We start from the raw sequence: 13,135 nt of genomic DNA, 5'->3' as shown, positions 1-13,135 counted from the left end.
GATCACCTCCTTACAGTTCGGCAGCAAGCTCATCGAGTAACTTGCGATGGGCTTGTTCATCGACCGACGCTTCCAAGACGCGCTCAGCACCGATAATGGCAAGGTGAGAGACTTGGGCACGAAGATCCTCTTTGGCGCGGTTTACTTCTTGCTCAATCTCAGAACGTGCACTTGCCACCAGGCGCTCGCCTTCAGCGCGGGCCTCCTCGCGGGCTTCCTCAACAATCTGAGCAGAGCGCTTGTTTGCCTGCTCAAGAATTTGAGATGCCTGTTCTTTGCTTTCACGCAGGGTTTGCTCGGCTTTCTCTTGGGCGACTTCAAGGTCACGAGAAGCACGGCTAGCTGCGTCCAGGCCATCAGCAATTTTTTTCTGACGCTCGTGAAGCGCGTTGCTGATCGGTGGCCACACATACTTTATGCAAAACCAGACAAAGACCGCAAAAGCGATCGTCTGTCCGATTAGCGTCATGTTGATATTCACAGGGATGTACCTCTGACAAGTTCGTGGCGACCGGAGTGAAACAAAACCGAGCGGAAAGCCGCTCGGCTAAGCTGTCATTAACCGGCAACAACGAAGATCAGGTACATCGCGATACCCACACCGATCATCGGTACCGCATCCAACAAACCGGCCATGATGAAGGTTTTGGTTTGCAGCTGGTCGCCCATTTCCGGCTGGCGGGCAGTCGACTCGAGCAATTTGCCGCCCAACAGGGCAAAACCAATACCGGTAGCCAGTGCACCAAGACCGATGATGATAGCGGCTGACAAATAAACCATTTCCATGATGTTACTCCTGAGTTTAAGTTTTGGTTAAGGGTTGTGGGTTAATGAAAACGTTGTTGCTAGGTTAGTGGTGTTCGTGCGCCGCGCTCAAATATACAACGGAGAGCGTGGTAAAGATAAAGGCCTGCAACGTTACCACCAGAATATGGAAGATGGCCCATGGTACATCCAGCAGCCAGATGGCCCAGAACGGCAACAGGGCGATCAAGATGAAGATGACTTCGCCGGCAAACATGTTGCCGAATAGACGCAGGCCAAGTCCTAAGGGTTTTACAAGTAAACCAATGATTTCAAGCACTAAGTTGAAAGGAATCAAAGCCCAGTGGTTGAACGGTGTTAATGACAATTCTTTTGCGAAGCCTCCCACGCCTTTTACTTTGAGGCTGTAATAAATAATCAAGCAAAATACCCCCAGCGCCATGCCTAACGTGGCATTAGGGTCAGTCGTCGGGACAATTTTCATATAGTCGACCCCCAGACGGGCGAATAGCTCCGGGAAATAATCGACGGGAATAATCTTTAGCGTGTTCATGAGTAGAATCCACACGAACAGCGTCAAAGCGAGGGGGGCAATCAGTGGATTACGTCCATGGAAAGTGGCGCTAACCAAGTTTTCGATGAATTCAACCACCATTTCAACGGCATTCTGTAAGCCGCTCGGCACACCAGTTGTGGCCATTTTACCCGCTTTGCGGAATACCCAAATAAACAATACCCCCATGGCGATTGACCAGCCCATGGTGTCCAGGTGAATCGCCCAGAAGCCCATTTCGCGTGCTTCTTCAGCAGAACTTGCCAGCGACCAACCATTATCCGGGTGTTTACCAAAGGTCAGATTCTGCAAGTGGTGCTGGATATAGTAAGTCGATGAGACTTCGTTTCCTGCGGCCATAGAGATGTCACCTCAATTAATTGTGCGATTTCTTGGGCATTAGCCAAGGTGTTAGCCAATGCGTCAGGACAACCGCAACATAAGCACTAAAAAAGAAAGCGGGGTTTGAGGGGGGCACTAGAACAAACACAAGTGAGAAAAGTGCTACCGTCAAACCAAACTTACCTGCCTCGGCGCGAAATAATCGGAGCTCATTGCGCGAAGTGGCGTGGCGTTGCTTAAAAATCGCCATTCGTTGGACAAAAAACGCCTGGGGCAACATAGCTACCAACGCCCCTAACGCTACCGAAATTGCACTACCTCCGTCGACTACGATGAATGCTAGCAGCACGCCGGCTAACGTAATTAGCATTTGAGCGATTGTCAGCCGTATGACATACGTCCGTCGTCGTAAGGTTTCCAATCGCTGCATGACATTTGGGCCCACCGAAATACGTTTACAGGCATGAACATCCTTGGGCAGCCTGCACAAATCTTGCGCGATTATAGGGAAGGGCTATCCCACCTTCAACTGACGTTATGCGTATTTCGCTCGTTTCAGTCGTGGCTTGCGACCAAAGGGGGAAAAAGTAGTCAACTTTATACATTTATTTAATAAGCTTGCTATTAATATGTGTTAAGCCTGCTATTTAATATGCCCCAAAATTCCATCTAATTCTTCCAGGCTAGCATAACGAATAGTGACTTTACCTTTGCCTTTTTGGCCATGATCGATGGAAACCGGTGCGCCGAGTAACTCACCTAGTTGGGTTTCTAGCCTGGCGACATCAGACGTTTTTGTCTGGCGTTTTGCAGCCGCGGTGGTTTCTGGCTGGTGTTGTACTTTCTTTACTAATGCTTCGGTGGCGCGCACGGTCAAGTCGTTATTCACCACCTCGTGAGCCACCTGGCGTTGTTGCGCGCTATTGAGTGTCAACAGTGCACGGGCATGACCCATATCCAGATCGCCGCGCTCAAGTAGCGTCTGTACTTCACTATCCAGCGCGAGTAGGCGTAATAAATTAGCGACCTGGGTACGCGATTTACCCACTGCGTCTGCAATTTGTTGCTGGGTCAACTCAAACTCATCGCCTAAACGTTTCAGCGCCATCGCTTCTTCAATGGCATTGAGGTTCTCGCGCTGAATGTTTTCGATCAGTGCTAACGCTAATGCGACTTCGTCACTGACCTCACGGATAACCGCTGGAATGACATCTAACTCGGCAAGCTGGGCCGCTCGCCAACGCCGCTCACCAGCAACGATCTCATAGCGATCTTGACTAATCGGGCGCACCACGATGGGCTGCATAACCCCTTGTGCGCGAATCGAATCGGCTAATTCTTCCAACGCCTCGGGCTGGATATCCCGCCTGGGTTGATATTTACCGCGGGTTAATTGGCCTAACGGTAGGCGTTCAAGACGTTCTTGGTTCTGTGGGGCAATTGACTCTATACGATCATTGCCTTCAGACGCCGTCGGCGCTTTATCTGCCGTGAATTCAAGGCTATCGCGGCGACGGGCACCAGCACCAATCAGAGCATCCAAGCCACGTCCTAGCGCGGGTTTACGCGTCATGGGCATTCCCTCGTGATAAATAGATCAGTCGTCGGTGATTATAGCGCGAGTCGGCGAATTAGCTCTTTAGCCAACACACGGTAAGCTTGGCTACCGCGAGAAAAGCGCGCGTACTGGGTGACCGGCAGGCCATGACTGGGGGCTTCTGCCACTTTAACGTTACGCGGAATCGTGGTTTTCAGCAGCGCATCACCAAAATAATCCCGCAACTGCTTATCGACTTCACGGGTCAAGCTAGTGCGTTTGTCGTACATGGTGCGCAATATCCCAGAAACGGCCAGATCAGGGTTAATACTTTGTTTAATTTGCTCAACCGTGTCCAATAACGCCGATAGGCCTTCCAGGGCGTAAAACTCGCATTGCAGTGGAATTAATACACCGTGCGCCGCCGCGAGGGCATTCACAGTGAGCATATTGAGCGATGGCGGGCAATCAATCAGCACCACATCGTACTGAGAAAAGACACTCGCCAGCGCCGTCGATAAGCCGCTTTCGCCCTGCTCGGCGTGCATGAGCTCCACTTCCGCGGCAGTTAAGTCACCGTTGCTGGGTAAAACGTCATACTTGACGGGCAGTTTGCGGACAATCGTCTCGGCGGCCGTGGCCTCGCCCAACAGGACGTCGAGAACGCTTTTATCCAAGCCGTGCTTGTCGATGCCGCTGCCCATACTGGCGTGCCCCTGTGGATCAAGATCCACCAGCAGCACCCGACGGTCAAGGCCAGCGAGACTCGCCGCCAGATTAACGGCTGAAGTGGACTTGCCCACGCCGCCTTTTTGGTTGGTCAGAGCAATGATCTGGCTCACTTACTCAACTCCTTGTGGGGTCAGAATCAACAGCTGTCTCTCGGCCGTCTCGAAAGGGACGTTCAGCGTGTGTCTCGCGTAAAGCTCAATGCCATCCGGTAATCCAAGCAGTTCATCATTAGCACCAGGGCCCTTCATCGCCAACCACTGTCCGTCAGCGCTAGTTAGCCCCCGGGTAAGATTAACAAAGTCCACTAAGCTGGCGAACGCTCGCGAAATCACTTGATCGAAAGACGTTTCAGCAAATTGCTCTACCCGCGCCTGAACCGGTGTGACATTCGAAAGCCCCAACTCCATCACCGCTTGGCGTTGAAAACGCACTTTTTTGCCATTGCTGTCCAGCAACGTTACGTCAAGATCGGGCATTAAAATGGCTAAAACCAAGCCAGGTAACCCAGGGCCTGCGCCCACATCCAGCAGCCGCGGCCCTTGCACATAGGGCAATACGGCGGCGCTGTCGAGCACGTGGCGTGACACCATATCGCCTATATCACGTACTGCCGTGAGGTTATAAGCCCGGTTCCACTTGTGCAATAGCGCCAGCAAGCCCAATAGTTGATCGCGCTGAAGGGCATTTACCGGCGTGTTCATAGCGCAAAGCCCTTCCTCCAGCCGAGTGACGACTTGGCTGGGCACCCCGGACAACGGTGTGGTTATCCCACTCATCCGTTCGCTACCTCGGACGTCGAGACCAGACGGCGTTTTTTCAGATGGATCAGCAAAATCGACACGGCCGCCGGTGTGACGCCTGAGATGCGAGCTGCCTGAGCTAACGTTTCCGGACGAGCTTCGCTTAACTTTTGGCGAATCTCGTGGGACAACCCCTCGACGCGATGATAATCCAGCTCATCCGGAAGCGGCATGGCTTCATGGCGTTTCAGTTTATCGATTTCGTCCTGCTGACGATCGATGTACCCCTGGTACTTGGCCTGAATTTGGACTTGTTCAGCCACGGCTTCGTCGGTTACTGGTGAACCGTCAAGCCCAGGCAGATTGGTCAACGTGGCATAGGTTAATTCCGGGCGTTTAAGCAGATCGCTTACACGATACTCGCGGTTTAACGGTTTGCCGGTATGTTCCGCAACCGCCGCTGCAGCCGGGCTTTTCGGCTGTACCCAAAGGCTAGAAAGCCTGGCTGACTCTTGCTCAATGGCGTCGCGTTTTTGGCTAAACGCTGCCCAGCGCGCATCGTCCACCAGCCCCAGTTCGCGGCCTTTTTCGGTGAGACGCAAATCAGCATTGTCTTCTCTAAGCAGCAAGCGATATTCCGCCCGAGAGGTGAACATGCGGTAAGGCTCTTTGGTGCCCATGGTGATTAGATCGTCCACCAGCACCCCGAGATAAGCTTCATCGCGGCGCGGATACCAAGCGTCTAGCTGCTTAGCACGCCGTCCAGCATTCAAGCCCGCCAACAAACCTTGTGCACCGGCTTCTTCGTAACCCGTCGTGCCGTTAATTTGCCCGGCAAAAAACAGGTTGTGGATAAATTTTGTTTCCAGAGAATGCTTCAAATCTCGTGGGTCAAAGAAATCGTATTCAATGGCATAACCCGGCCGCGTGATATGCGCGTTTTCCAACCCTTTGATTGAGCGAACCACCTGCAGTTGTATATCAAAAGGCAGGGAGGTGGAGATGCCATTGGGATATAGCTCATGGGTATCCAACCCTTCGGGTTCGATAAACACCTGATGGCTCGTTTTATCGGCGAAGCGATGCACTTTGTCTTCGATGGACGGGCAGTAGCGTGGCCCGATGCCCTCGATAACGCCCGAATACATCGGCGAACGCTCAAGGTTTGCCATGATGATTTCGTGGGTACGCTCGTTGGTGTGCGCAATGTGACAGCTCATCTGCTCGGGGTGCATGTCCCGCGAGCCGAGGTAAGACATCACCGGTGTTGGCGTGTCACCGGGTTGCTCTTCGAGCTGTGAGAAATCAACGCTTTTAGCATCAATGCGCGGCGGTGTGCCGGTTTTTAGCCGATCAACGCGGAACGGCAGTGCGCGCAGCCGCTGGGCCAGGGCGTTTGAAGGTGGATCGCCGGCACGGCCACCGTGGCTTTGATCCAGGCCAATATGAATGACGCCGCCTAGGAAAGTCCCGGTCGAGAGCACGACCGATTCGGCATGAAAGCGAATGCCCGTCTCAGTCACCACGCCCCGAACGGTGTCGTTATCCACAATCAGATCCCCAGCCGCTTGCTGGAAGATCGTCAAATTCGCCTGGTTTTCCAACATGCTGCGAATAGCGGATTTGTAACGCACACGATCTGCTTGAGCACGAGTGGCTCGAACAGCGGGCCCTTTGCGTGCGTTCAGAACACGAAACTGGATGCCACCGACGTCGGTGGCTAGCCCCATCGCGCCGCCTAACGCATCGATTTCCTTGACGAGATGGCTTTTGCCAATCCCGCCGATCGCCGGGTTACACGACATCTGGCCGAGGGTTTCGATGTTGTGGGTTAGCAACAGGGTCTGACAGCCCATACGAGCAGAGGCCAATGCGGCTTCAGTTCCCGCATGGCCACCGCCGATGACAATCACGTCAAAGCGGTCGGGGTAATTCAAGAGACACCTCGTCTTGTGCCTTGGGCACGGATGAGTTGAGCGCGGTGCGCAAGCACCTTAATTCAATAAGCCCGCCAGTATAAACCCCCTGTGGGTAACCGTCAGGTTTTTCCACATGCCAATTTGTTCATCAGCTGCTATTAATAACTACATATAAATAAAATAAGAGAAGTTCTGTTAATGTTGTAATTACTGGTGTGGACAAAATCTGTTGATAAGCTACTTATTTAACTATATTTCATGATGTTACGATGTTGACCTTTACATGATTAAACGGCGGACTAGCTGCGCACAAGCGGTGTTAGTCCTGTGGATGAAACCTTCACTTATCCACCGATACAAGCCCGCACGGCTTTTCCACCGCTGCATACCAGGGTTGTTACCGCAACGGTGAACAATTGGCTATCAATGGTTGGCATGCTCGTTAATCCCTTCACCGCAGGGGCTAGAGGCCTGTTTAACAAGACAACAAAAAAAGTTTATCCACAGGCAAAAAAATGGCCTGTGGTAATCACAGGCCATCAAAAATCATCAATTAATCGGGTTGTGGGCTAAATTTAGTGCTTGAGTACGCGTGCCAAAAACGATTGAGTACGTTCGTGTTGTGGGGTATCAAACAGTTTTTCAGGAGGCCCTTCTTCAGTAATTTCTCCTTGATGGATAAATACCACGCGGTCGGCAACTTCCCGGGCAAACCCCATTTCATGGGTAACGATCACCATGGTCATGCCTTCTTTAGCGAGCTCTCGCATGGCGTCTAGCACTTCCCCGATCATTTCGGGGTCAAGGGCCGAGGTAGGTTCATCAAACAGCATCAGCCGCGGCTCCATTGCCAGTGCGCGTGCTAAGGCAACCCGCTGCTGTTGGCCGCCTGAAAGATGACTGGGGTATTTATCCGCTTGGTCAGCAATACCCACACGCTCTAGCAGGCGCTTAGCGGCTTCTACGGCATCAGTTCGACTCCAACCACGTACTTTCATGGGGGCGAGGGTGATATTGTCGATAACGCTCAAATGGGGAAACAGATTGAATTGCTGAAACACCATGCCGACTTCGGTTCGGATGGTTTGCAGCGCCTCACTGCTCTTCCCATAGGGCCGCAGTTCATTGCTATCGACCTCCAGGAATCCGCTTTGGAATTCCTCCAACCCATTGATGCAGCGAATTAAGGTGGATTTACCCGAGCCGCTTGCGCCGATAACCACGACGACCTCACCAGGGGTAATCTGCATATCAATATGTTTTAGTACGTGCAGACTGCCAAAATGTTTATTGAGCTGCTGCATACGCACAATTGGCTGCGTTGTGTTGTTCATTGCGCGTGTCCTTATTGTCCTGCCAGGCCTCTGAGCTCAAGTTGGCGCAGTACGATGGAGAGGGTCCAGGTAATTGCTAGATACATCAGGGCGACCATGAAATAGACCTCAAGGGCCGTGAAGGTGGTCGCGATATAGATCTGCCCCTGACGCACCAATTCACCGACGCCAATCACTGAGAATAGCGATGTGTCTTTAATACTGATAATGGCCTGGTTACCCAATGGTGGAATCATCCGCCGAAAGGCCTGGGGCCAGATAACGTAGCGAAATGCCTGTGTGCGGGAAAGGCCCAGGGAGAGGGAAGCTTCACCTTGGCCGCGCTCAATCGACTGCACACTACCGCGTACGATTTCTGAGATGTAGGCGCCTGAGTTCACCGCAATGGCGGCAATGCCGGCGACGAGGGCATTAATCGGCCCGCCGAGAATCTGCGGCAAACCGTAAAAAATAAACAGCACTTGCACCAGAATAGGCGTGCCGCGGAATACCTCGACGTAAAAAATCGCGGGCCAGCGAAGCCAACGTAATGGGCTAATGCGTAACAGGCCAAAGAAAATACCGATAAAAAACCCGATGGCCAAACCGCCAAATGAGATAAGCAGCGTCCAGGGAATACCCGGCAGCAGATGAGGGATAGACTCAAACGCTGCCAACCAATCAAACTGAAAATTGACTTCCACGCGTAGGCTCCTGAAACAAAAATACAGATGAGAAACGCAGCAGGGCCGGGGGTTGTGGCCACCCGGCCCTGTAACGGCGTTACGCTGTCAGTGAGTTTTTACGCTCACTCTTCGCTTGCGCTTGGTGCTTCACCGAACCATTTGGTGTAGATCTCATCGTAGGTGCCATCTTCTTTCATAGCAGCTAGCGCTTTATTAGTAGGTTCTACCCATTCGCTTCCTTTATGAAAAACAATGCCGTACTGCTGGCCTTCATATAACGGGCCAACGACTTTGGTACGGCCTTCGCCACGAGTTTTCGAGAAGTAACCGACGTTAGGGGCGTCATACAGAACGGCGTCGACATTGCGGCCTAGCAGTGCCATGTACATGTCGGCAGTACCCGGGTAGGGGGTAATATCGGCATCATCGCCTAGCTCTTGCTGAAGGAAATCGTAGCTGGTGGAGCCGATTTTGGTCGCAACGCTGAGGCCTTCAAGATCTTCGAGTGTCTCGACGCTGTCATTATCGTCTCGCACGATAATGCGAAGACCTGAATCGTAGTAGGGGTCGGAAAAATCGACCACTTCTGCGCGTTCTTCGGTAATCGTGGTGCCGGCAATGGCGATTTCTTGGCTACCCGTTTGCACAGCGGGAATAATCCCCGAAAACTCCATAGTGGTGAGGTTGACCTCAAAACCAGCACGGTCGGCGACTTCGTTGATGATATCCATATCGAAGCCGATCATTTCGCCAGTTTCTTGATCCATCATCTCAAACGGCACGAAACTTGGATCAGTGGCGACATTAACGCTCGGTGTTTCTTGTGCGTGGGCAGTGCTGCCTAATGCCAGCGCAAGCGCTGACATGGGAAGGAAAGTGCGTAATAGTGATTTCATGTTTTTCCCCGTGATTTGTATGGCCCAGTGCTGGGAAGACAGCTGATACTGCTCCGCAGCAGGTTTCTGAGTCTGTTATTGACACTATAACCTTGGCGAGAAACGCTCAGGGCGTCAAGTCACGGGTATTGGCTTGCGATAAACGTTGGGTTGATGTTATCGCACGGTGAGGTGGGCGGGCGGTGGTTACACCATAAACGAAGCGCCACATCCGCAGGTCGTGGTGGCATTGGGGTTCTGTACCCGAAAGCGTGCACCCGCCAAGCCCTCTTCATAGTCGACGGTTGAACCCACCAAGTATTGGTAAGAAAGCGGGTCGACAACCAGCGCGGCGTCGCCAAATTCGATAATGGTGTCGTCATCCGCCACGCTATCGGCAAAATCAAAGCCGTACTGGAAGCCTGAACAGCCACCGCCGGTGACATAGACGCGTAACTTAAGCGTTGAGTTGTTTTCTTCTGCCATCAAAGCGTTGATGCGCTTTTGGGCGCTATCGGACAATAACAACGGTGTAGGAACAAAGGATTCTGCGCTGCTCATGGCTACCTCCCGTGAGCGAGTGGGGCGGTTAATGCTTAGTGTAAAACGCACGCCCCTAAACAAATAGTCTGTATCAGCAATGATTATGAGTAATACCCAGCAAAAGGGTCAACTATTACCCGATGGCGTTAACATTAGGGCATGATAGCCGGGGCATTAAGCCCGGTGGTTTCGTCAAAGCCGAACATCAGGTTGAGGTTCTGAATCGCCTGGCCTGAGGCCCCTTTGACCAAATTATCGATCACCGATAGCACCACCACGGTGTTGCTATTTTCCTGGCGGTGAATGGCGATGCGACACGTATTGATACCTTTGACACTGCGCGTTTCTGGATGGCTCCCTGCAGGCATCACATCGACAAACGGCTCGTTTGCGAAACGTTGTTCAAAGCGCGCCTGAAGATCGCCGGGTTCTTGGCTAAGTGTGGCGTAGAGCGTGGCATGAATGCCGCGAATCATCGGCGTTAGGTGGGGGACGAACGTTAATCCCACAGAACCTCCCTGCATATCCGCCAGTCCCTGACGAATTTCGGGTAAATGGCGGTGGCCCGAGGCGCCATATGCTTTCATGGACTCACTGGCTTCGGCCAATAGGGAGCCGACTTTGGCACCGCGACCGGCGCCGGTCACGCCGGATTTGCAGTCGGCAATCAGCCGATCGGTATCCACCAAGCCGGCTTCTAATAGCGGCAAGTAACCCAATTGAACGGCGGTTGGGTAACAGCCGGGTACCGCCACCAAACGGGCGGTTTTGATTTTTTCGCGGTGTTTTTCAGGCAAACCGTAGACGGCTTCATCAAGCAACGCGGGCGCACCATGGGGCTGGCCGTACCAGGCAGCCCATTCGGCCGCATCGCGCAGGCGAAAGTCCGCTGACAGGTCAATGATGCGAGTGCCGTTGTCCAATAGCTCGCCTGCCAACGCGTGAGCCACGCCGTGGGGTGTGGCAAAAAACACCGCGTCCATCGCGCCTAACTGTTGGGCATCGGGCTCGCTGAACGCCAAAGTGTCGTAATGACCACGCAGGTTAGGGTACATGTCGCTGACCTTAACGCCTGCTTCTGAGCGTGACGTGATTGCTTCCACACTGACATGCGGGTGCTGGGTGAGTAGCCGGAGCAGTTCAACCCCGGTGTAGCCCGTGCCGCCAACAATACCTACCTTAATCACACATCACTCCTTGCGGATGTCGCTGAGCAGAAAATCGAACTCGCCTATAGCCTAAGCATAGGATACCAAGCTGTTTAAGCGTATCCAGCTATGATACACAAGAGTGTAAAGACACAAGAGTAAGGAAGGTCGCCTGTGGCGCGTTTTTCTCGGTCCGATTTTACGTTAGAGCGTTTTCGACGTCAGTTGGCGAATGTCGACGCCTTACCCCAGCTGTGTGTGTTGGGGTTGGTGTCGGGGACGATTACCGGGGCGTTGATGGTGATATTTCGTCTGCTGTTGTCAGCGGGGGCGTTGCTTTACATGCCTGACGGTGATTCGGAGGCCTTTGAGTCGCTATCGCCGTGGGTGCGAGCTGGATTGCCGTTTATTGCCGTTAGCTTGATCGGCATTTTGCTCTATCGTCAAAGAACCACCGCGCGTAAGTTGGGTGTCGGCCATGTGATTGAACGCTTAACCTACCATCAGGGCCGCTTTCCCTTACGCAATTGGCTCAATCAGTGGTGGGTCGGGGTGGTTGCTGTATTGGGAGGCCTGTCGGCGGGTCGTGAGGGGCCTGCCATTCACCTTGGGGCAGCAGCGTCGAGTGGCTTGGGCGAGCGGATGCGGCTGCCCAACAATAGTTTACGTGTGCTGGTGGCCTGCGGTACAGCGGCGGCTATTTCTGCCTCGTTTAATACGCCCATCGCCGGGGTAATCTTCGCCATGGAAGTGGTGATGATGGAATATACGCTGATGAGTTTTATGCCGGTTATATTGGCTTCTATGATGGGCGCGCTGGTGGCCCAGTTGGTATACGGCAACCAACCGGCGTTCCATATCCCCGATGTCGCACTGGGTTCGCTAATGAATTTGCCCTGGGTGGTCATGTTGGGCTTGGTGATTGGTTTACTGGCCGGTGGATTTATTCATCTCTCGCGTTTGCAACGCGTACAACAATGGCCGCTTTGGGGACGATTGGGCGGGGTTGCCTTCATCACCGGAGTGGCTGCTTTCTGGTTTCCCGAGGTGCAAGGTATCGGCTACGACAGCGTGGCCGCGGCGCTCAATAACGAATTAACCGTTCAGGTATTACTGGCGCTAATGGCGGTAAAATTGGTGGTTACTGCCTTAACGGTCGCCGGGGGTGTGCCCATTGGCATTATTGGTCCCGTGTTAGTCGTAGGGGCGGCGTCCGGGGCGCTAAGTGGCTTATTTGGCGGGTGGATATGGGAAGCTAAAGCGGCTGACCCAGGGGTTTATGCCATGCTGGGTATGGCCGCGATGATGGGGGCAGTGCTACAGGCACCGCTGGCGGCGTTGATGGCGCTACTGGAACTCACGCATACGCCGGGTATTATGTTGCCGGGGATGTTAGCGGTGGTGGTCGCCTGTTTAACGTCGCGCCAACTCACCGGGTGCGAAGGATTTTTCATAAGCAGCGTGCGCTATGGCCTGCATCCGTTACAGCAACCCCTCATGCAAGCACTGTCGAGGGTGTCGGTGCCGGCGGTTATGGAGCGTCATCTGGTGCGTACCCCGCGGATGATAAGCCCTGACCAAGCGCGCCGATTACTCGAAACCAACCCGGTGTGGCTGGTGATTGAACGCTCCCGCGACGATAAACCAGCACTCGGACTGAAAGCCGCCGAGTTGGCGCGTTGGATGATCGAACACGATAATTCGCCGACGGCTGATGCCGTAACGCAAAACGAACTGATCGACCTATTGGAAATTCCCGGACAACGACTGGAAATGGCGCCGATTGCACTGCAGGCCACCCTTTCCGAGGCTTTTTTGGCGTTGCAAGATAATTCGCTGGGGGCGCTTTACGTGGTTCATGGATATCGACCGAAACAACGGCGTATTTCAGGTATCATCACACGAGGCGCTATCGAGCGTTATTACCATTACAGCGATCCTCGCGACAGCGATTCAGCTAACAAAGAGTCTTCAGCCTAAGG

General features: G+C 53.3%; 15 protein-coding genes. 2 read left to right on the top strand and 13 right to left on the bottom strand.

The features are described from left to right. Positions 1-10 precede the first annotated feature (10 nt). The 8 genes from BLR97_RS00155 to mnmG all read right to left on the bottom strand — a co-directional run bounded on the left by BLR97_RS00155 (position 11) and on the right by mnmG (position 6,606). Positions 11-481, bottom strand: coding sequence for a F0F1 ATP synthase subunit B (locus tag BLR97_RS00155; RefSeq protein ID WP_089701277.1), 471 nt, complete (start codon positions 479-481; stop codon positions 11-13). 77 nt (positions 482-558) lie between these two features. Beyond that, the gene (gene atpE, locus BLR97_RS00150; RefSeq protein WP_089701275.1) at positions 559-786 is read right to left on the bottom strand and encodes a F0F1 ATP synthase subunit C; all 228 of its coding nucleotides are present in this window, start codon (positions 784-786) and stop codon (positions 559-561) included. Positions 787-850: 64 nt separating this feature from the next. Then, entirely contained in the window at positions 851-1,678 is an 828-nt protein-coding gene (gene atpB / locus BLR97_RS00145; protein ID WP_089701273.1) for a F0F1 ATP synthase subunit A, read from the bottom strand. Between the two features lie 16 nt (positions 1,679-1,694). Beyond that, positions 1,695-2,030, bottom strand: coding sequence for an ATP synthase subunit I (locus tag BLR97_RS00140; RefSeq protein ID WP_244511110.1), 336 nt, complete (start codon positions 2,028-2,030; stop codon positions 1,695-1,697). A 273-nt stretch (positions 2,031-2,303) separates the two neighbouring features. Beyond that, positions 2,304-3,233, bottom strand: a complete 930-nt coding sequence (locus tag BLR97_RS00135; RefSeq protein ID WP_089701271.1) for a ParB/RepB/Spo0J family partition protein — start codon at positions 3,231-3,233, stop codon at positions 2,304-2,306. Between the two features lie 38 nt (positions 3,234-3,271). After that, positions 3,272-4,039, bottom strand: coding sequence for a ParA family protein (locus tag BLR97_RS00130; RefSeq protein ID WP_089701269.1), 768 nt, complete (start codon positions 4,037-4,039; stop codon positions 3,272-3,274). Next, complete coding sequence (rsmG, locus tag BLR97_RS00125; RefSeq protein WP_089701267.1) at positions 4,040-4,705, bottom strand: 16S rRNA (guanine(527)-N(7))-methyltransferase RsmG; 666 nt, start codon at positions 4,703-4,705, stop codon at positions 4,040-4,042. It abuts the gene before it with no gap. Beyond that, a complete protein-coding gene (gene mnmG / locus BLR97_RS00120; RefSeq protein WP_089701265.1) occupies positions 4,702-6,606 on the bottom strand; it encodes a tRNA uridine-5-carboxymethylaminomethyl(34) synthesis enzyme MnmG in 1,905 nt (634 codons plus the stop codon). Before mnmG ends, rsmG begins: the two co-directional genes overlap by 4 nt. A gap of 309 nt (positions 6,607-6,915) precedes the next feature. Here mnmG and BLR97_RS19495 point away from each other — a divergent pair, with 309 nt between their 5' ends. Next, on the top strand, positions 6,916-7,161 hold the full coding sequence (locus BLR97_RS19495) for a hypothetical protein (RefSeq protein WP_139172865.1): 246 nt from the start codon (positions 6,916-6,918) through the stop codon (positions 7,159-7,161). A 2-nt stretch (positions 7,162-7,163) separates the two neighbouring features. Here the strand turns inward: BLR97_RS19495 and BLR97_RS00115 are convergent, their stop codons facing one another. The 5 genes from BLR97_RS00115 to argC all read right to left on the bottom strand — a co-directional run bounded on the left by BLR97_RS00115 (position 7,164) and on the right by argC (position 11,192). Further along, the gene (locus BLR97_RS00115; protein WP_089701263.1) at positions 7,164-7,922 is read right to left on the bottom strand and encodes an amino acid ABC transporter ATP-binding protein; all 759 of its coding nucleotides are present in this window, start codon (positions 7,920-7,922) and stop codon (positions 7,164-7,166) included. A gap of 11 nt (positions 7,923-7,933) precedes the next feature. Then, positions 7,934-8,605: an amino acid ABC transporter permease gene (locus BLR97_RS00110; protein WP_089701261.1), complete on the bottom strand. Its 672-nt coding sequence runs from the start codon at positions 8,603-8,605 to the stop codon at positions 7,934-7,936. Positions 8,606-8,709: 104 nt separating this feature from the next. Next, on the bottom strand, positions 8,710-9,483 hold the full coding sequence (locus BLR97_RS00105) for a transporter substrate-binding domain-containing protein (protein ID WP_089701259.1): 774 nt from the start codon (positions 9,481-9,483) through the stop codon (positions 8,710-8,712). 186 nt (positions 9,484-9,669) lie between these two features. Then, a complete protein-coding gene (gene erpA, locus BLR97_RS00100) occupies positions 9,670-10,023 on the bottom strand; it encodes an iron-sulfur cluster insertion protein ErpA (protein WP_089701257.1) in 354 nt (117 codons plus the stop codon). Positions 10,024-10,157: 134 nt separating this feature from the next. After that, positions 10,158-11,192 (bottom strand): N-acetyl-gamma-glutamyl-phosphate reductase, encoded by a 1,035-nt coding sequence (gene argC / locus BLR97_RS00095; RefSeq protein ID WP_089701255.1) that lies wholly within the window; start codon positions 11,190-11,192, stop codon positions 10,158-10,160. Positions 11,193-11,327: 135 nt separating this feature from the next. Between argC and BLR97_RS00090 the strand changes: the two genes are divergently transcribed. After that, a complete protein-coding gene (locus BLR97_RS00090) occupies positions 11,328-13,133 on the top strand; it encodes a chloride channel protein (protein WP_089701253.1) in 1,806 nt (601 codons plus the stop codon). Positions 13,134-13,135 lie beyond the last annotated feature (2 nt).

Source organism: Vreelandella arcis (assembly GCF_900103865.1).
Lineage (GTDB): Bacteria > Pseudomonadota > Gammaproteobacteria > Pseudomonadales > Halomonadaceae > Vreelandella > Vreelandella arcis.
Note: the sequence above shows the minus strand (reverse complement) of the source record. Positions and strands in the feature narration are given on the sequence as shown.